This window comes from Pseudomonas sp. 3A(2025), assembly GCF_054589175.1.
In genome coordinates, this window is the sequence record NZ_BAAILM010000095.1 from 403,361 (window position 1) to 422,232 (window position 18,872).

Here is an 18,872-nt window from a genome sequence, read left to right on the forward strand (position 1 = left end):
CCTTCAAGGATTTCCTGTGACTGGCCTGTTTATCACTCTCGAAGGCCCGGAAGGCGCCGGCAAAAGCACCAATCGCGAATACCTGGCGGCGCAGTTGCGCGCCCATGACATCGACGTGGTGCTGACCCGCGAGCCTGGTGGCACGCCGCTGGCCGAGCGCATTCGCGAGATCCTGCTGGCACCCAGCGATGAAAGCATGAGCAGCGATGCCGAGTTGCTGCTGGTGTTCGCCGCCCGTGCCCAGCACATTGCCCAGGTCATTCGTCCGGCGCTGGCGCAGGGTGCGGTGGTTTTGTGTGATCGCTTCACCGATGCCACTTACGCCTACCAGGGCGGCGGGCGCGGGCTGTCGCACGAGCGCATTGCTATCCTGGAGCAGTTCGTCCAGGGCGAGCTGCGTCCTGACCTGACGCTGGTCTTCGACTTGCCGGTGGAAATCGGTCTGTCGCGTGCGGCGGCGCGTGGTCGGCTGGATCGCTTCGAGCAAGAAGGCCGGGCGTTTTTCGATGCGGTGCGCAGCACCTATTTGCAGCGCGCCCATGCCGAGCCGGCACGCTACCAGTTGATCGATGCCTCGCAGTCGCTGGAGCAGGTCCAGCAATCGCTAGATGCCCTGCTGCCTGCCTTGCTGGAACGCTGCCGTGGCTGAGGCCTTCCCCTGGCAGGACGCTCTATGGAAGCAGTTGGCCGGTCGCCCTCAGCATGCACATGCCTATCTGTTGCACGGCCCGGCCGGCATCGGCAAGCGCGCGCTGGCCGAGCGGCTGATGGCGCTGTTGCTGTGCCAGCGGCCCGAGAGCCTGAATGCCTGCGGACAGTGCAAGTCTTGCCTGTTACTGGCGGCGGGCAGTCACCCGGACAACTACATTCTTGAGCCTGAAGAGGCCGACAAGCCGATCAAGGTCGATCAGGTGCGTGACCTGGTCAGCTTCGTGGTGCAGACCGCGCAAATGGGCGGGCGCAAGGTGGTGCTCATCGAGCCGGTCGAGGCAATGAACATCAATGCGGCCAATGCCCTGCTGAAAAGCCTCGAAGAGCCCTCGGGCAATACCGTATTGCTGTTGGTCAGCCACCAGCCCAGCCGTTTGTTGCCGACCATCAAGAGTCGTTGTGTGCAGCAGGCGTGCCCTTTGCCGGGCGAGCGCATGAGCCTTGACTGGCTGGGCGCTGCACTGCCGGATGTCAGCGAGGCGCTGCGCGGCGAACTGCTGACCCTGGCGGCCGGGTCGCCGCTGCTGGCGGTCAAGCTGCATGCCCAGGGCGTCAGTGAACAGCGTGCGCTGGTGGTCGACGGCGTCAAGAAACTGCTCAAGCAACAGCAATCGCCCACTCAGTTGGCCGAAGCCTGGAAAGACGTGCCGCTGCTGTTGCTGTTCGACTGGTTCTGCGACTGGTCGCACCTGATGTTGCGTTATCAGATGACCCAGGACGAAGACGGCCTGGGCCTGCACGACATGCGCAAGGTGGTGCAGTATCTTGCTCAAAAGTCGGCACGCAGCAAGGTGTTGGCTATTCAGGACTGGGTATTGGCGCAGCGCCAGAAAGTCATGGGCAAAGCCAACCTTAACCGCGTGCTGTTGCTTGAAGCCTTGCTGGTGCAGTGGGCAGGTCTGCCAGGACAGGCGTAGACTGCGTTGAACGTTATTTCGAGGAGCTGCAATGAGCTTGCCGATCAGTCCAGGTCCGCGTAACGGCATTTTGTCGTTGACCATCAAGGACAAGTCTGTGCTGTATGCCGCCTACATGCCGTTCGTCAAGAACGGCGGTTTGTTCATTCCGACCGGCAAGAACTACAAGCTGGGCGATGAAGTGTTCATGTTGCTCAACCTGATGGACGAGCCGGAAAAGGTCCCGGTCGCCGGGCGCGTGATCTGGATCACGCCCAAAGGCGGGCAGGGCAACCGCGCTGCCGGCGTCGGCGTGCAATTCAGCGACGGCGACAATACCGCGCGTAACCTGATCGAAACCCATCTGGCCGGCGCCCTCAAGTCCGACCGTCCCACCCATACGATGTAGTTGTGTGCTTGCCATGCTTGTAGATTCCCATTGTCACCTTGACCGCCTCGATTTGACCTCGCACGCGGGGTCGCTCGATGCGGCGCTCGACGCTGCGCGCGCCAGAGGTGTCGGTCATTTCCTGTGTATTGGCGTCAGCGCCGACAACGCCGCCGTGGTCAAAGACCTTGCGCAGCGCTATGACGACATCGACTGCTCGGTCGGTATCCACCCGCTGGACCTGACCCCGGGCGAGGCGCCTGCCCTTGAATGGCTGCTGACCGAACTGGACCACCCGCGCGTGGTGGCCATCGGTGAAACCGGCCTGGACTATCACTACGAACCCGAGGCTGCCGAGTTGCAGCAGGCTTCGTTTCGTCTGCACTTGCAGGCAGCCCAGGTCACCGGCAAGCCGGTGATCGTGCACACCCGGGCAGCGCGCAGCGACACCCTTGATCTGCTGCGCGAGGCAGCTCTGCCGCAGGCCGGCGTGCTGCATTGCTTTACCGAAGACTGGGACATGGCCAGGGCTGCACTGGATCTGGGCTTTTATATTTCATTGTCCGGGATCGTGACCTTCCGCAATGCCGATGCCCTGCGCGACGTTGCACGTCAGGTGCCGGCCGATCGGCTGCTGGTCGAGACCGACTCGCCCTACCTGGCGCCGATTCCGTATCGCGGCAAGCCCAACCTGCCGCAATACGTGCGCGAAGTGGCCGAATTTCTGGCCATGCTGCGTGGCGAGTCCTATGAGCGCTTTGCCGAGCAGACCACGGCCAACTTCGCCCGTCTGTTCCCGCTTGCCCACTTGCGGGGTTAAATCGCGCGCAAAAAGAAACCCGGGTTCTGGGGGGTGAATCCGGGTCCAAGACCATTAGGAGTAAAACAAAGGCAGGTCATCCATGAGTGCCTTTACTGGCGCGACACTTGGGGGAATGCACGCCAACGTTTTAAGTATTGATGAGGATGCAGTAGCGTCCAGTCGATTTTGATCATTTTTTAAACAGTTTTGGAATACTAAACCGCGAATTCAGAGCGTGATGAATGGTCTGTGCGCCGCTCATCGGCTCTTTCCTGTCTTGTGAGGCGATGAAAAATGGAGTTTTCCAACGGCTTTCTGCTCAGCCTGTCGTTATGCCTGGATATTGGCCTGGCCAATATCGCCATGATGACCCTGGCGATGCAGCGTGGCTTTTCCAAAGGCTTGTGGCTGGGCATCGGCACCTGTTTCGGCGATCTGGCCTATGCCGTACTGGCGATGACCGGCATGGCCGTATTGCTGCAGTATGAGACGGTGCGCTATGTGCTGTGGCTGGGCGGCACGGCGGTGCTGAGCTGGTTCTGCTTCAAAATGATCATGAGCGCCATGTCGGCCACAGCGGTCTTGCAAACCCAGGAGCGCCCGGCCAACGACAGCAATAGCACCTTGTTCTTTCGCGGTATCTTTCTGGCTATGTCGTCGCCGACCGCCATTTTGTGGTTTGCCGCTGTCGGTGGGGCGATCATTGCCCGGCAAGGCGCAGACCTGGGCAGTGCGTCGGCTTTTTTGAGCGGTTTTTTCGTCGCCGGGCTGTGCTGGTCATTCGCGTTGTGCGCGCTGGCTCATCAGGGTGGCCGTTTGCTCGGCGAGCGTATGCTCAAGTGGTCGTATATCGCCTCGGCGCTGATCTTTGCCTATTTTGCCGTTTATGTGGTGGTCACCGGCTATATGGAGTTCATCGGCGGCGTATCGCCGGCTTTTGAGCACTGATCGGCCGGGTGTCCGGGCTTGCTTGTTATCGGGCCGGTACAGGGATAGCTTGTCCGTGCAATTTCGCGCCAGACAGGCATAATACGCGGCTTCGATTTGAGCCCTGCAGATCTACTCAATATGCAAAAAGAACCTCGAAAGGTCCGTGAATTTCGCCGCCGTGAGCAGGAAATTCTTGATACTGCGCTGAAGTTGTTTCTGGAACAGGGCGAAGACAGCGTCACCGTTGAAATGATTGCCGATGCTGTAGGGATCGGTAAAGGGACCATCTACAAGCACTTCAAGTCCAAGGCCGAGATTTATCTGCGCCTGATGCTCGATTACGAGCGCGACCTGAACGAGCTGCTGCACTCGGCCGATGTCGACAAGGACAAGGAAGCGCTGTCGCGTGCCTATTTCGAGTTTCGTATGCGTGATCCGCAGCGCTACCGACTGTTCGACCGCCTTGAAGAGAAGGTCGTCAAAGGCAATCAGGTGCCCGAGATGGTCGAAGAGCTGCACCGTATCCGCGCTTCCAACTTCGAGCACCTGACCCTGCTGATCAAGGGGCGTATCAACGAAGGCAAGCTGGAAGATGTGCCGCCGTATTTTCACTATTGTGCCGCCTGGGCGCTGGTGCATGGCGCGGTGGCGCTGTATCACTCGCCGTTCTGGAGCAACGTGCTCGAAGATCAGGAAGGCTTTTTCCAGTTTCTGATGGACATCGGTGTGCGCATGGGCAACAAGCGCAAGCGTGATACGGATCATCCGCCGGAGCCTGCCCTGGATTCGGCCGACAAATAAACAACGGCTCTTCATGCGAGCGGAAATGGCGCGGAAGCTGCATCTGGCGACCATTCGCCGGTTTTTCGTCACCGGCCTCTGGGAGGAACATGATGCGTAGCCTGGTCTTGCTGCTGGCGCTTGTGGCGCTGGGCGGTTGCATGAAAGTCAGTGATATGGGGGAGGGCGTACGTGAGCAGTTCAGCGACGCCGGCCTGCTCGATCACAGCCAAACCCGGCGCACCGGCAACTTTCGCCTGCAGCCAGATTCGTTCATCTATATCGCCCAGGGCGCCTTTGTGCCACCCGGCAAAGCCTACCCACGCCCTAACGTGGTGGCCGAAGAGGCGTTCAATAACTTTGCCGAATTCTTCCCCATGGTGCGTAGGGCCCGTGGCCCGCTGGGGCTGGACGATGCCTTGACCGAGGCGCGCAGTGCGGGCGCGCACTACCTGCTGTACACCCGCTTTGCCAGGGCTGACGACCGGATCGGCACCTATGATCAATGGGCTGACGAAGAGGCGGTGGACCGGCTGGGCATCGACAGTGGCGTCATTCAGTTGATGTTGATCGAAACCAGTACTCGCTACCTGATCGACAGTGCGCGCATTCGCAGCCGCGGCGGATTGCTGACGCTTTACGATAATCGCCCTGAAGATTTGCTCGGCCCGCCTCTTGAGGACTACGCTCGTAGTCTGTTGGGGCTTTCCCGTTAGGATTTGAGCGATGAGCGAGTCAGGCAAGGTTGACGATCTGCTGGCGCAGATTCCAAAAAGCGGCGCACCGGCCCCGGTGCACCAGTGGAATCCGGCATTTTGCGGTGATATCGACATGCGCATTGCCCGCGACGGCACCTGGTACTACCTGGGGTCGCCCATCGGCCGCAAGCCGATGGTGCGGCTGTTCTCGCGCATCATTCGCCGCGACGGCGACGATTATTTTCTGGTCACGCCGGTAGAAAAGGTCGGCATCAAGGTTGACGACGCGCCGTTCGTGGCCGTGACCTTGCAAGTGTCGGGCGAGGGCGACACACAAGTCCTGCGCCTTGAGACCCATGTCGAAGAGCAGGTCGAGGTCGGCCCCGATCATCCTTTGCGTGTGCACATCGACCCGCTGACGCAAGAGCCTGCACCTTATGTGCATGTGCGCGACAATCTTGAGGCCTTGATTCATCGCAATGTGTTCTACCAACTGGTCGAACTGGCGGTGCCGCGTGAACTCGACGGGCAGCGCTGGCTGGGTGTCTGGAGCAAGGGCGCGTTCTTCCGTATAGGCCTTGAGCCTTGAGCTCGTTTGCCTGACAAGGATTGCACGCGTAAAGTGCCGCTCCCTGTTTTTCCTGAGGTTTTTGCATGAGCCAGTCCATTGCCATTGCCGTGATCGGCGCCACCGGTACTGTCGGCGAAACCATCGTCCAGATTCTTGAAGAGCGCGACTTTCCGGTGGGTGACCTGCACCTGCTGGCCAGTGCCGAGTCTGCCGGCAGTTCGCTGGCTTTTCGCGGCAAGAACGTGCGGGTGCGTGAAGTCGATGCCTTCGATTTTTCCCGCGTGCGCCTGGCATTCTTTGCCGCAGGTCCCGCCGTCAGCTTGAGCTTCGTGCCGCGCGCGCTGCAAGCCGGTTGCTCGGTCATCGATCTGTCGGGTGCTTTCCCTGGCGAGCAGGCACCCCATGTGGTGCCGGAAATCAACGCGGCACGCCTGGCCGCGTCGTCTGCTGCCCGATTGGTGTCCAGCCCGAGTCCGTCGGCGACCGCTCTGGCGTTGGCGCTGGCACCTTTGCGTGACCTGCTGGACATCCAGCGTGTCGATGTAACGGCGTGTCTTGCCGTCTCGACATTGGGGCGCGAAGGGGTCAGCGAACTGGCGCGCCAGACCGCCGAACTGCTCAATGTCCGTCCGCTGGAGCCCCGCTTCTTTGATCGGCAGGTGGCTTTCAATGTGCTGGCCCAGGTGGGTAGCCCCGATGATAACGGGCATGTAACGCTGGAAAAACGTCTGGTGCTGGAGTTGCGCCAATTGCTGGATCTGCCTTTACTCAAGGTCGCGGTGACGTGCATTCAGGTGCCGGTGTTTTTTGGCGACAGTTTCAGTGTCTCGCTGCAAAGTGCTCAGGATGTCGATGTGCAGGCTATCAACCAGCGGCTCGACACGGCACCTGGAATCGAGCGGGTCGAGGCGGGGGATTATCCTACGCCGGTGGGCGATGCGGTCGGTCAGGATGTGGTGTATGTCGGCCGGGTGCGTGGCTCGATCGACGATCCGCGTCAGCTCAGTCTGTGGCTTGTGTCCGATAATGCGCGAAAAGGTGCGGCGTTGAATGCTGTGCAGTTGGGTGAATTGTTGATAAAAGACCATGTGTAAAAGATACTTGGCAACAATTTGCAGAAATACTCTAGCAACAGCATGCTTTAGACCCATTGCGGAACTAAGTTCTTCAGCTTCGGGGAATATTTGACAAGGGATGGGCTATGGTTCAGGTTCGTAAACTGGTAGTAGCAATAGCTGCGGCTTCGGCGCTGTCATCGGGGATGGCGCACGCTTTGGGGCTCGGTGAGTTGTCGGTCAAGTCGACCCTGAACCAGCCGCTGCTGGCTGAAATCGAGCTGACCGATGCCAGGGGCATCAACGCCTCGCAACTGGTGCCCAGTCTTGGCACCACCGCCGATTTCGCACAGGCAGGGGTTACCCGGCAGGCCTTTCTCAGCGACCTGACGTTCACTCCGGTGATTAATCCCGGCGGTAAAAGTGTCCTGCGCATCACCTCCAGCAAGCCGGTGCGTGACCCGTATGTGAAGTTCCTGGTGCAGGTGCTGTGGCCCAATGGTCGCGCGCAACGTGAATACAGCCTGCTGCTTGACCCGCCCAAGTTTGCCGAAAATGCAGCGCCTGCACCAACGCCGGCACCGGCGCCTGTTGCTGCGCCTGCCCAATTGCCGGCGGTGACCCCTGCAGTGACCGCGCCTGCGCCTGCAGCGCCTGCGACCGCCAAGCCTGTCGACGCGCCGTTGCCGGCGCCGGCCGCTGACAAGTCTGCCCAGTATGTCACCTCCAACAACGATACCTTGTGGGAAATCGCTGCGAAGGTGCGCAATGGCGGCACCATCCAGCAGACCATGCTGGCCATCCAGGCGCTGAACCCGGACGCTTTTATCGACGGCAATATCAACCGCTTGAAAAAAGGCCAGGTACTGCGCCTGCCGACGGCTCAACAAACTACCTCATTGTCGCAAAGCCAGGCCGTGGCCGAAGTGGCCCAGCAATATCGTGCCTGGCGCGAAGGTCGTCGCACGCCGGCCGGTACACGTCAGGTCGATGCCACCCGTCGCGCCAGCGCAGGCGCAGCGCCTGCTCAGGTCGAAGCCAGGGATAATCTCAGCCTGGTCGCAGCCAGTGCCGCGTCTGCACAGAAAGGCGCTGCCGCTGACGGCGATCTGGCCAACAAGCTGGCCGTCACTCAGGAAGCACTGGACACCACGCGCCGCGATAACGCCGAGCTGCAAAGCCGCATGAGCGACCTGCAGAGCCAGCTCGACAAGCTGCAACGCTTGATGACCCTCAAGAACGATCAACTGGCCAAAATGCAGGCGGGCACTGCCGAGCCTGCGCCAGCCAGTCCAGCGTTGCCAGCCACGGCAGTCGATGCCGCCGGCACGCCGATCAAGCCGGCCGGCGAAATTGCCCCGGAAGACGCTCTGGCTGCGGCTCAGGTTGCCACGCCACCTGCTGACCAGCCGCTGGCCGTCGAACCTGTGACGGCCGAAGAGCCTGCGTCCGACCCGCTCAAGGCGGTACTCGACAACCCGGTCATGCTGGGGCTGATCGGTGGCGCTGCCTTGCTCATTCTGGCTTTGCTGCTGTTGTTCCTGGCGCGTCGTCGCAATGCCAAGGCCGAAGAAGAGAAGCACAAGCGCATGGCGCGGGTGCTGGCCGAAGATTCTCAGTTTGCTGCCGACATGGACCTGAATGCGCCGGCCGACGGCTTCGACGGTCTGGAAGTGTCGCCCAGCTACAAGATGGCGCCGGCGGCCGTTGCCGCCGCCGCCGCCAATGCCTCTCGCGAGCGTCCGACCGATCCGTTGGTGCAGGCCGAGATCCACATTGCCTATGGCCGTATGAATCAGGCCGTCGAGCTGCTTGAAGAGTCGGTCAAGGAAGAGCCGCAGCGTGACGATCTGCGCCTGAAGCTGATGGAGATTTACGCCGAGCAAGGCAACCACAAGGCGTTCGCGGCTCATGAACGAAAGTTGGTGGCGGCGGGAAAGCTTCAAGCTGAGGCCGGTCCGGCGCCGGTAATAGCCCCTGTCATCGTGCCGCCAGCGCCTGAGCCTAAAGCGGCCGACACCGCCGCCCCGGTCGCCGCCGTCGCTGCAGCAGCGGCGGTTGCCGCCACCACGGCTGCGCTGTCGACCGAGCTGGATGCCAAGTACCTGGAAGAGTTGCTGGCCGACGACGAGCCTGAGCAGGCACCGGCTGTCGAGCCTGAGCCTGAAGTCGATTCGCTGGACAACGATTTCGATCTGAGTCTGGATGCGCTTGAGGCCGCGCCTGCCGATGAGGTGGTCACTGTCGATGATCTGGACGGTCTGCTGCTGGATGATTCGCTGAGCAGTGTTGATGAGCCGGTGATTGCCGAGCCGCTGTCTGCAACGAGTCCTGAGCCTGACGATTTGTCCGACTTCGATCTGGACCTTGCCGATGAAGATCCGGTGCTCAGTACCGAGGACGACTTCCTGGTCGGCCTGGGTGAAGACCCGCTGGACCTGGGCGAGAGCGAGCCTGAAAAGGCCAGTGTCGATCTGGAACTGCCTGAAGATTTCGACCTGTCGCTGGCCGACGAGATCGAAACCGAGCATGCCAGCGAGGCGTTCGCGTCCGAGATCGACGACGTCAATGCCGAACTCGATCGCCTGTCGCAAAGCCTGGAAAGCCCGCCGCTCGAAGAGCAGGCTTTCACCAGCAACGATATGTCGGCATTCGACGACGAGCCTGAGTTCGACTTCCTTTCGGGCACTGACGAGGCTGCCACCAAGCTCGATCTGGCGCGCGCCTACATCGACATGGGTGACGCAGAAGGTGCGCGCGACATCCTTGGTGAAGTGGTCGACGAAGGCGACGAAGGGCAGAAGAGCGAAGCCCGTGAGCTGCTGGCGAGCATCGCCTGAGTGATGTTCTGGCGGGTTGGCCGCAATGGCTGACCCGCCCTTGCTGGCGTCTTTTTTCCACCGCCGTATAATGGCCGCCCTCTTCGTAACCCCGCAGGCTGTATTTCCTTGGCGAACATAGATAACCCGGCTGCCGAAACGGCCGCCGAGGGCGTTTACCGCATTGCGCTGGGCGTCGAATACAAAGGCTCGCGCTATAACGGCTGGCAGCGTCAGCTCAGCAGTGCGATGACCGTGCAGGAAGTCCTTGAAAATGCCTTGGGCAAAGTGGCGGCGACGCCTGTCTCGTTGCAGTGCGCCGGGCGCACCGATTCGGGTGTGCATGCCTGCGGCCAGGTGGTGCATTTCGACACCACGGTGGAACGCTCCGAAAAAGCCTGGGTCATGGGCACTAATGCCAGCCTGCCACACGATGTCAGCGTGACCTGGGCGCGGGCCATGCCGGCGCATTTTCATGCGCGCTTCAAGGCTATCGCCCGGCGTTACCGCTATGTGATCTACAACGATCAGATTCGTCCGGCGCACATGGGCCAGGAAGTCACCTGGAACTACCGGCCGCTGGATGTCGAGCGCATGCAAGAGGCCGCGCAATACCTGGTAGGTACTCACGATTTCAGTGCGTTTCGCGCCGGCCAGTGCCAGGCCAAATCCCCCATCAAGCAAATGCATCACCTGCGTGTGACCCGGCACGGCAAGATGATTGTCATTGATGTGCGTGCCAATGCCTTCCTGCATCACATGGTGCGCAACATTGCCGGCGTGCTGATGACCATCGGCACCGGTGAGCGTGCGCCGCAATGGGCCGAAGAAGTCTTGCAAAGCCGGGTGCGGCGCAATGGTGGCGTGACTGCGCACCCGTTCGGGCTGTATCTGGTGCAGGTCGAGTACCGCGATGAGTTCGAGTTGCCGGAACGTTACATCGGTCCGCACTTTCTTACAGGCTTTGCAGACCTTGCCGGCTGACGCCTGCAACAGCATTTGTTAACATCCGGGGCTTTCCGAAAGGACTGAGGTTTCGCAACATGTCAGCCGTTCGAAGCAAGATCTGCGGGATTACCCGCATAGAAGATGCGCTGGCCGCCGTCGAGGCGGGGGCAGATGCCATTGGCTTTGTGTTCTATCCACCCAGTCCGCGTGCGGTCAGTGTGTTGCAGGCGCGGGCGATCATTGCCGCCTTGCCACCGTTCGTCACCACGGTCGGATTGTTCGTCAACGCCAGCCGCTGCGAACTCAACGAGACGCTGGAGGCCGTGGCACTGGACCTGTTGCAGTTCCATGGCGATGAAGCCCCCGAGGATTGCGAGGGTTACCACCGGCCATTCATCAAGGCGCTGCGGGTCAAGCCGGGCGACGACATAGCGGCGGCCTGCGGGGTGTATGCCAGGGCCAGTGGTCTGTTGCTCGATGCCTATGTGCCCGGTGTGCCGGGCGGCACCGGCGAAACCTTCGACTGGAGCCTGATCCCCGGGAATCTGCCAAAGCCGGTGATCCTGGCGGGCGGGCTGAACCCGGACAACGTGGCACAGGCCATTGCCCAGGTGCAGCCTTATGCCGTGGATGTCAGTGGCGGGGTCGAGCTGCACAAGGGCATAAAAGATCACGGCAAGATTCGTGCATTCATGAAAGCAGTGCACGGAGCCTGATGTGACGGTTGCCAGCGGGCCGCCGTCCATTATTACGAATTTAGTCAAGGGTATGCACCCGACGCACTGGCGTCCGGTGCGGGAACCTAACCGGTACTGGAGAAGCAAAGCATGAGCAATTGGTTGGTAGACAAACTGATCCCTTCGATCATGCGTTCCGAGGTCAAGAAGAGCTCGGTTCCCGAGGGTCTGTGGCACAAGTGTCCATCCTGCGAAGCGGTGCTGTATCGCCCCGAACTGGAAAAGACCCTGGACGTCTGCCCCAAGTGCGATCACCACATGCGCATCGGCGCACGCCAGCGCATCAATATTTTCCTGGATGCCGAAGGCCGCAATGAGCTGGGCGTCGACCTGGAACCTGTGGACCGCCTGAAATTTCGTGACGGCAAGAAGTACAAGGACCGTCTGACCGCCGCCCAGAAGCAGACCGGCGAAAAAGACGCGCTGATCTCCATGAGCGGCACCCTGCTGGACATCCCTGTGGTGGTCTCGGCGTTCGAGTTCTCGTTCATGGGCGGCTCGATGGGCGCCATCGTCGGCGAACGTTTCGTGCGTGCAGCCAACTATGCACTCGAGCATCGCTGCCCGATGATCTGCTTCTCGGCCTCCGGCGGCGCGCGCATGCAAGAGGCGCTGATCTCGCTGATGCAGATGGCCAAGACCTCGGCTGCACTGGCGCGTCTGCGCGAAGAGGGCATTCCGTTCATTTCCGTGCTGACCGACCCTGTCTACGGTGGCGTTTCTGCCAGTCTGGCGATGCTGGGTGATGTGATCATCGCCGAACCCAAGGCGCTGGTCGGTTTCGCCGGCCCTCGCGTGATCGAGCAGACCGTTCGCGAGAAGCTGCCAGAAGGCTTCCAGCGCAGCGAGTTCCTGATCGAGCACGGTGCCATCGACATGATCATTCCGCGTCAGGAACTGCGCGTGCGTCTGGCCACGCTGCTGGCGCAACTGCTTGGCTTGCCGTCGCCAAAGACGCCAAAGCCGGTGTTTGAAGCCGTGGTTGCAGAGCCGGACCTGGCCACCGTATGACCTCGCGCACGCTGAGCGACTGGCTCGCCTACCTGGAGCAACTGCACCCGTCGGCCATCGACATGGGCCTGGACCGCTCGCGGCAAGTCGCCAGTCAGTTGGGCCTGACCCGGCCGGCGCCACGGGTGATCACCGTGACCGGCACCAACGGCAAGGGCTCGACCTGCGCCTTCCTGGCGGCCTTGTTGCAGGCTCAGGGGCTCAAGGTTGGCGTCTATAGTTCGCCGCACCTGCTGCGCTACAACGAGCGTGTCCAGGTGCAGGGCGAGCAGGCCAGCGATGCTCGGTTGTGCGAAGCCTTCAGCGCCGTCGAGGCGGCGCGCGGCGATATCACCCTGACCTATTTCGAGATGGGTACCCTGGCGGCGTTCTGGCTGTTCGAGCAGGCGCAACTGGATGCCGTGGTGCTTGAGGTGGGTCTGGGTGGACGTCTGGATGCGGTCAATCTGATCGATGCCGATCTGGCGCTGGTCACCAGTATCGGTCTGGACCATGCTGACTGGCTGGGTGATACCCGCGAGTCGGTGGCCTTTGAAAAGGCCGGAATCTTTCGTGCCGGTATTCCCGCGCTGTGTGGCGATCTCGATCCGCCAGCGCCTTTGCTGGCCCGTGCTGCCGAGCTGGATTGCCCGTTGTCGCTGCGCGGTCGCGATTTCGACCTGAGTATCGAAGCGCACGCCTGGCATTGGCAAGGAAGCAACCGCGCAGGGCAGGCGCTTGAACTGCGCGATTTGCCGTTGCTCGACCTGCCGATGGAAAACGCAGCCCTGGCATTGCAAGCCTATGCTCAGCTTGACTTGCCCTGGCAGGCCGATCAACTGAGCCAGGCGCTGAGCGGTACCCGCATCGTCGGTCGACTGGACCGGCGGGTATTCCGCTGGCAGGGCAAAACCCTCACGCTGTTGCTCGACGTCGGCCATAACCCCCAGGCCGCGCATTTTCTGGCGCAGCGCATGGCCCAGCGTCCGCTGGCTGCCAGGCGTCTGGCGGTGTTCGGCCTGCTGTCGGACAAAGACCTCGAAGGCGTTGTGAGCGAGCTGTTGGACAGTGTCCGGCACTGGGCTGTAGCGCCCTTGCCGACACCGCGTACTCGACCGGTTGAGCAATTGCAGTCGGCCCTGCAGAACCTTGGCGCGAGTGTGACGTCTTATCAGGACGTCGCGCAGGCACTGCAAGCGCAGTGTGCGCTGGCGACAACTGATGACGAGATCCTGTTGTTCGGGTCTTTTTATTGTGTTGCCGAGGCTCTGGAATGGTTGGCCCGGCATACCGATTGAGGATTGAGGAAGCTGCACATGGCGTTTCTGGATAAGGCTTACAAGCAGCGGATGGTCGGTGCGCTGGTATTGATCGCTTTGGCGGTGATTTTTCTGCCGATGCTGTTTACTCGCCAGGACGATGCCCGCTCGGTGCAGGTCGATGCCCCGGCGGCGCCACAGGAACCGGTCGTTCAGCCGGTACAGATAGAGCCGGTTCCGGTCCCTGAGCAGCAGCAGGTACTGGTCGATCAGGCGCCGACCGGCAACGCGCCACCGGCAATGCCCATCACGCCTGCACCCACGGCACCTGTGCAGCCTTCGGCCCCCGTTGCCAGTGCGCCCGCAGCGCCCGCGCCTAAACCTGCGGCGCCCGCGCCCAAGCCTGCGCCGGCTACCGCCGCCGTAGCGCCTGCAAAACCTGCGACCCCCAGTGGTGTTGATGCCAACGGCCTGTCGGTAAGCTGGTCGGTGCAATTGGCCAGTCTGTCCAACCGGGCCAATGCCGACAACCTGCAGAAAACCCTGCGCACCCAGGGTTACAACGCTTATATCCGCACCGCTGACGGTGTAAACCGGGTATTCGTCGGACCGCTGATCGAGCGCGCCGAGGCTGAGCGTCTGCGCGACCAGCTCGACAAGCAGCAAAAGCTCAAGGGTATCGTCGTGCGCTTCCAGCCTGAGCGCGGTTGATAGCCTGGGTTTTCGAGAAAAAGCTCTACGCCGATAATCGCCGCTTACCGAGGGGCGGCCGCTCTGCTAAAATGCGCCGCCTTATCCGTCTGCAGGCTGCAACGTGGCACTTACTCCGGTTGACTGGGCGATCCTTGCGATTGTCGCCATCTCCGCTTTGATCAGTCTCAAGCGTGGCTTCGTCAAGGAGGCCCTGTCGCTGCTGACCTGGATCATTGCAGGTGCGGTCGCCTGGATGTTCGGCGCGGGGCTGGCCCATCACCTGGCTGACTACATTACGACGCCTTCAGCGCGTGTCATTGCCAGTTGCATCATTCTTTTCGTCGCCACCCTGCTGGTGGGCGCAATGGTCAATTTTCTCATCGGCGAACTGATTCGCGTCACCGGCCTGTCCGGGACCGATCGTTTTCTGGGCATGGTCTTCGGCGCGGCGCGCGGCGGCCTGCTGGTTGTCATCGCGGTCGGGCTGCTGAGCCTGGGGCCGGTGCAACAGGATCAATGGTGGCAGCAATCGCGTCTGCTTCCGCAATTTCTCATGGTCGCTGACTGGTCGAAAAACCTCGTTCTGGGGATGACGAGTCAGTGGTCAACCAGCGGTATCGGCATTCCTGCCGATCTACCGTTCAAGGAGCAGGTACTGTCGCCGGAAATGGCTCAGGACGTGCTCGGTAAATCCAGTTCCACTAAGTAGGGGTTGTGTCGCATGTGTGGCATCGTCGGAATCGTCGGTAAGTCGAATGTCAATCAGGCGCTGTATGACGCGCTCACCGTCCTCCAGCATCGCGGCCAGGATGCTGCCGGTATCGTGACCAGCCATGATGGCCGGTTGTTCCTGCGCAAAGACAACGGATTGGTGCGCGATGTGTTCCAGCAGCGCCATATGCAGCGTCTGGTCGGGCACATGGGCATCGGTCATGTGCGCTATCCAACAGCGGGCAGTTCGACTTCGGCCGAAGCCCAGCCGTTCTACGTCAACTCGCCTTACGGCATCACGTTGGCGCACAACGGCAACCTGACCAACGTCGTGCAGTTGGCCAAGGAGATCTACGAGTCTGACCTGCGCCACGTCAACACCAATTCCGATTCGGAAGTGCTGCTCAACGTGTTCGCCCATGAGCTGGCCGTGCGCGGCAAGCTGCAGCCGACCGAAGAAGACATCTTCGCGGCCGTGACCGACGTGCACAAACGTTGCCGTGGTGGCTACGCCGTCGTGGCGATGATCACCGGCTATGGCATCGTCGGCTTCCGTGACCCGGACGCGATCCGCCCGATCGTGTTCGGCCAGCGTCACACCGACGAAGGCGTCGAGTACATGATCGCCTCCGAAAGCGTGGCCCTGGATGTATTGGGCTTCACCCTGATCCGTGACCTGGCGCCAGGGGAGGCGGTGTACATCACTGACGACGGCAAGCTCTATACCCGTCAGTGCGCACCCGATCCAAAATACGCACCGTGCATTTTCGAACACGTCTACCTGGCGCGTCCGGACTCGATCATCGACGGTATTTCGGTGTACAAGGCGCGTCTGCGCATGGGCGAGCGCCTGGCCGACAAGATCCGTCGCGAGCGTCCCGAGCACGACATCGATGTGGTCATCCCGATTCCGGACACCAGCCGCACCGCCGCACTGGAACTGGCCAACCACCTGGGCGTCAAGTTCCGCGAAGGCTTCGTCAAGAACCGTTACATCGGCCGTACCTTCATCATGCCGGGCCAGGCGGCACGGAAAAAATCCGTGCGCCAGAAGCTCAACGCCATCGAGCTTGAGTTCCGTGGCAAGAACGTGATGCTGGTCGACGACTCGATCGTGCGCGGCACCACCTGCAAGCAGATCATTCAGATGGCCCGCGAAGCCGGCGCCAAGAACGTGTATTTCTGCTCGGCGGCCCCGGCTGTACGCTACCCGAACGTCTACGGCATCGACATGCCGAGTGCTCACGAACTGATCGCCCACAACCGCAGCACCCAGGAAGTGGCCGACCTGATCGGCGCCGACTGGCTGGTCTATCAGGATCTCAGCGACCTGATCGAAGCGGTCAGCGGCAGCAAGAAGATCAAGATCGACAACTTCGACTGCTCGGTTTTCGACGGCAAGTACGTCACCGGCGACATCGACGAGCACTACCTGAACCGCATCGAAGATGCGCGTAACGACGCTGCCAAGGTCAAGACCCAGGCGGTGAGTGCGATCATCGATCTGTACAACAACTGATTGGTACAAGGAATACGTGCATGTCTGAGCAATGGGATGCAGGGCGCCTGGACAGTGATCTCGAAGGCGTAGGCTTCGACACACTGGCCGTGCGCGCCGGTCAGCACCGCACGCCGGAAGGCGAGCACGGCGATCCGATGTTCTTCACCTCCAGCTACGTGTTCCGCACGGCGGCCGATGCCGCCGCGCGTTTCGCGGGCGAAGTGCCGGGCAACGTCTACTCGCGCTACACCAACCCGACCGTGCGCGCCTTCGAAGAGCGCATTGCCGCGCTTGAAGGCGCCGAGCAAGCGGTGGCCACGGCCACCGGCATGGCCGCCATTCTGTCGGTGGTGATGAGCCTGTGCAGCGCCGGCGACCATGTGCTGGTGTCGCGCAGCGTGTTCGGTTCGACCATCAGCCTGTTCGAGAAGTATTTCAAACGCTTCGGCATTGAAGTCGACTACGTACCGCTGGCCGAACTGGCCGGCTGGGACGCGGCGATCAAGAGCAACACCAAGCTGTTGTTCGTCGAATCGCCGTCCAACCCGCTGGCCGAACTGGTCGATATCTCTGCACTGGCTGAAATCGCTCACGCCAAGGGCGCGATGCTGGTGGTCGACAACTGCTTCTGCACTCCGGCGCTGCAACAGCCGCTGAAACTGGGCGCCGATGTGGTCGTGCACTCGGCTACCAAGTTCATCGACGGCCAGGGCCGTTGCATGGGCGGTGTGGTTGCCGGTCGCAGCGAACAGATGAAAGAAGTGGTGGGCTTTCTGCGCACCGCAGGCCCGACCCTGAGCCCGTTCAACGCCTGGATCTTCCTCAAGGGCCTGGAAACCCTCAGCCTGCGCATGCGTGCTCATTGCGCCAATGCTCAGGCGGTGGCCGAGTGGCTGGAACAGCAGGACGGCATCGAGAAGGTGCATTACGCCGGCCTCAAGAGCCATCCGCAGCATGACCTGGCCCAGCGCCAGCAAAAAGGCTTCGGTGCGGTAGTGAGTTTCGAGGTCAAGGGTGGCAAAGAGGGCGCCTGGCGCTTCATCGACGCCACGCGGCTGGTGTCGATCACCGCCAACCTGGGCGACAGCAAAACTACCATCACCCATCCGGCCACCACCTCCCACGGCCGCTTGTCGCCGCAAGAGCGTGCGTCGGCGGGTATCAGCGACAGCCTGATCCGTCTGGCGGTCGGTCTGGAAGATGTGACTGACCTGCAAGCGGACATGGCACGCGGGCTGGCAGCACTGTGAGTGACTGGTCGCTGCCGGTGCACAGCCACAGCAACGGCCGCGTAGCCCTGGTAACCGGTGCCGCTCGCGGCATCGGCCTGGGCATCGCGGCCTGGCTGATCAGCGAAGGCTGGCAGGTGGTGCTGACCGATGTGGATCGCATTCGCGGGGCCAAAGTCGCCGAAAGCCTGGGCGAGAACGCCTTGTTCATTTCCATGGACGTGGCCAGCGAAAGCCAGGTGGTCGGTGGTGTGGCTCAGGTGCTGCGCCAGTTCGGGCGGCTGGATGCGCTGGTGTGCAACGCGGCGGTGTCCGAGGCGCACAACGGCACACTCGAAAGCCTGAGTCTGGAGCACTGGAACCGGGTGCTGGGGGTCAATCTCAGCGGCCCCATGCTGCTGGCCAAGCACTGTGCGCCTTACCTGCGTGCTCACGGCGGTGGCATCGTCAACCTGACCTCGACCCGCGCTCACCAGTCCGAGCCCGATACAGAGGCTTATGCGGCGAGCAAGGGCGGCCTGCTGGCCCTGACCCATGCCCTGGCCATCAGCCTGGGCCCGGAAATTCGCGTCAATGCTGTATGCCCCGGCTGGATCGACGCCCGTGATCCTTCGGTAAGGCGTGCCGAACCACTGGCGGATGCCGACCACGCGCAACACCCGGTCGGCAGAGTGGGGACAGTCGAAGACGTAGCCGCCATGGTCGCCTGGCTGTTATCGCGTAATTCCGGTTTCGTGACAGGCCAAGAGTTTGTGGTTGACGGCGGCATGAGCCGCAAGATGATTTACGTAGAATAGCTGCAAGCTGCAAGTGAATAGCTGCAAGTAAAAGCGCGCTGCTTTTACCCTGATTGAAAAAAACTTCAATGAGGGTATTGACTTAGGTTCGTCAGGTGCGTAAATTTCGCGGCCTCAGCGAAGCAAAGGGTGATTAGCTCAGCCGGGAGAGCATCTGCCTTACAAGCAGAGGGTCGGCGGTTCGATCCCGTCATCACCCACCATCGTTGAGTTTGAAGGCTGTTTCACGAGGGCTTTCAAAGTGTCAAAACCAGGGTGAAAGTCCTGAATGCGCAGCGGTAGTTCAGTCGGTTAGAATACCGGCCTGTCACGCCGGGGGTCGCGGGTTCGAGTCCCGTCCGCTGCGCCATATTATCC

General features: G+C 61.4%; 19 protein-coding genes and 2 tRNA genes. All 21 read left to right on the forward strand.

Going from position 1 to position 18,872, the window contains the following annotated elements; all coding sequences use genetic code 11:
* The first annotated feature begins 16 nt into the window (after nucleotides 1–16).
* The 21 genes from tmk to ACYP2A_RS25560 all read left to right on the forward strand — a co-directional run bounded on the left by tmk (nucleotide 17) and on the right by ACYP2A_RS25560 (nucleotide 18,864).
* A complete protein-coding gene (gene tmk, locus ACYP2A_RS25460; RefSeq protein WP_459748692.1) occupies nucleotides 17–649 on the forward strand; it encodes a dTMP kinase in 633 nt (210 codons plus the stop codon).
* Nucleotides 642–1,628, forward strand: coding sequence for a DNA polymerase III subunit delta' (locus ACYP2A_RS25465; RefSeq protein ID WP_459748693.1), 987 nt, complete (start codon nucleotides 642–644; stop codon nucleotides 1,626–1,628). The genes tmk and ACYP2A_RS25465 overlap by 8 nt, the downstream gene beginning before the upstream one ends.
* Before the next feature lie 31 nt (nucleotides 1,629–1,659).
* Nucleotides 1,660–2,016 carry a PilZ domain-containing protein gene (locus ACYP2A_RS25470; RefSeq protein ID WP_056836836.1) on the forward strand — a complete coding sequence of 119 codons (357 nt, stop codon included), beginning with the start codon at nucleotides 1,660–1,662 and terminating at the stop codon, nucleotides 2,014–2,016.
* A 13-nt stretch (nucleotides 2,017–2,029) separates the two neighbouring features.
* Nucleotides 2,030–2,815, forward strand: coding sequence for a TatD family hydrolase (locus ACYP2A_RS25475; RefSeq protein ID WP_459748694.1), 786 nt, complete (start codon nucleotides 2,030–2,032; stop codon nucleotides 2,813–2,815).
* Between the two features lie 276 nt (nucleotides 2,816–3,091).
* Nucleotides 3,092–3,745: a LysE family translocator gene (locus ACYP2A_RS25480; protein ID WP_459748695.1), complete on the forward strand. Its 654-nt coding sequence runs from the start codon at nucleotides 3,092–3,094 to the stop codon at nucleotides 3,743–3,745.
* Between the two features lie 120 nt (nucleotides 3,746–3,865).
* The gene (locus tag ACYP2A_RS25485) at nucleotides 3,866–4,528 is read left to right on the forward strand and encodes a TetR/AcrR family transcriptional regulator (protein WP_459748696.1); all 663 of its coding nucleotides are present in this window, start codon (nucleotides 3,866–3,868) and stop codon (nucleotides 4,526–4,528) included.
* 92 nt (nucleotides 4,529–4,620) lie between these two features.
* Nucleotides 4,621–5,223, forward strand: coding sequence for a DUF4823 domain-containing protein (locus ACYP2A_RS25490; protein ID WP_459748758.1), 603 nt, complete (start codon nucleotides 4,621–4,623; stop codon nucleotides 5,221–5,223).
* Between the two features lie 10 nt (nucleotides 5,224–5,233).
* Complete coding sequence (locus ACYP2A_RS25495; protein WP_459748697.1) at nucleotides 5,234–5,794, forward strand: DUF1285 domain-containing protein; 561 nt, start codon at nucleotides 5,234–5,236, stop codon at nucleotides 5,792–5,794.
* A gap of 65 nt (nucleotides 5,795–5,859) precedes the next feature.
* A complete protein-coding gene (locus ACYP2A_RS25500) occupies nucleotides 5,860–6,870 on the forward strand; it encodes an aspartate-semialdehyde dehydrogenase (protein WP_459748698.1) in 1,011 nt (336 codons plus the stop codon).
* Between the two features lie 107 nt (nucleotides 6,871–6,977).
* Nucleotides 6,978–9,671, forward strand: a complete 2,694-nt coding sequence (locus ACYP2A_RS25505) for a FimV/HubP family polar landmark protein (protein WP_459748699.1) — start codon at nucleotides 6,978–6,980, stop codon at nucleotides 9,669–9,671.
* 108 nt (nucleotides 9,672–9,779) lie between these two features.
* Complete coding sequence (gene truA, locus ACYP2A_RS25510) at nucleotides 9,780–10,634, forward strand: tRNA pseudouridine(38-40) synthase TruA (protein ID WP_459748700.1); 855 nt, start codon at nucleotides 9,780–9,782, stop codon at nucleotides 10,632–10,634.
* A 59-nt stretch (nucleotides 10,635–10,693) separates the two neighbouring features.
* Nucleotides 10,694–11,314 carry a phosphoribosylanthranilate isomerase gene (locus ACYP2A_RS25515; RefSeq protein WP_459748701.1) on the forward strand — a complete coding sequence of 207 codons (621 nt, stop codon included), beginning with the start codon at nucleotides 10,694–10,696 and terminating at the stop codon, nucleotides 11,312–11,314.
* 111 nt (nucleotides 11,315–11,425) lie between these two features.
* Nucleotides 11,426–12,346, forward strand: a complete 921-nt coding sequence (gene accD, locus ACYP2A_RS25520; RefSeq protein ID WP_459748702.1) for an acetyl-CoA carboxylase, carboxyltransferase subunit beta — start codon at nucleotides 11,426–11,428, stop codon at nucleotides 12,344–12,346.
* Nucleotides 12,343–13,623 carry a bifunctional tetrahydrofolate synthase/dihydrofolate synthase gene (gene folC / locus ACYP2A_RS25525; RefSeq protein WP_459748703.1) on the forward strand — a complete coding sequence of 427 codons (1,281 nt, stop codon included), beginning with the start codon at nucleotides 12,343–12,345 and terminating at the stop codon, nucleotides 13,621–13,623. Before accD ends, folC begins: the two co-directional genes overlap by 4 nt.
* A gap of 18 nt (nucleotides 13,624–13,641) precedes the next feature.
* The gene (locus ACYP2A_RS25530; protein WP_459748704.1) at nucleotides 13,642–14,295 is read left to right on the forward strand and encodes an SPOR domain-containing protein; all 654 of its coding nucleotides are present in this window, start codon (nucleotides 13,642–13,644) and stop codon (nucleotides 14,293–14,295) included.
* A 103-nt stretch (nucleotides 14,296–14,398) separates the two neighbouring features.
* Nucleotides 14,399–14,986 (forward strand): CvpA family protein, encoded by a 588-nt coding sequence (locus ACYP2A_RS25535; RefSeq protein ID WP_459748705.1) that lies wholly within the window; start codon nucleotides 14,399–14,401, stop codon nucleotides 14,984–14,986.
* 12 nt (nucleotides 14,987–14,998) lie between these two features.
* Nucleotides 14,999–16,507, forward strand: coding sequence for an amidophosphoribosyltransferase (gene purF / locus ACYP2A_RS25540; RefSeq protein WP_459748706.1), 1,509 nt, complete (start codon nucleotides 14,999–15,001; stop codon nucleotides 16,505–16,507).
* A 20-nt stretch (nucleotides 16,508–16,527) separates the two neighbouring features.
* Nucleotides 16,528–17,739 carry an O-succinylhomoserine sulfhydrylase gene (locus tag ACYP2A_RS25545; protein WP_459748707.1) on the forward strand — a complete coding sequence of 404 codons (1,212 nt, stop codon included), beginning with the start codon at nucleotides 16,528–16,530 and terminating at the stop codon, nucleotides 17,737–17,739.
* On the forward strand, nucleotides 17,736–18,515 hold the full coding sequence (locus tag ACYP2A_RS25550) for an SDR family oxidoreductase (RefSeq protein WP_459748708.1): 780 nt from the start codon (nucleotides 17,736–17,738) through the stop codon (nucleotides 18,513–18,515). Before ACYP2A_RS25545 ends, ACYP2A_RS25550 begins: the two co-directional genes overlap by 4 nt.
* Before the next feature lie 127 nt (nucleotides 18,516–18,642).
* Nucleotides 18,643–18,718: transfer RNA gene (locus tag ACYP2A_RS25555), tRNA-Val, on the forward strand.
* Between the two features lie 69 nt (nucleotides 18,719–18,787).
* A tRNA-Asp gene (locus ACYP2A_RS25560) sits at nucleotides 18,788–18,864 on the forward strand.
* The last annotated feature ends 8 nt before the right edge of the window (nucleotides 18,865–18,872 follow it).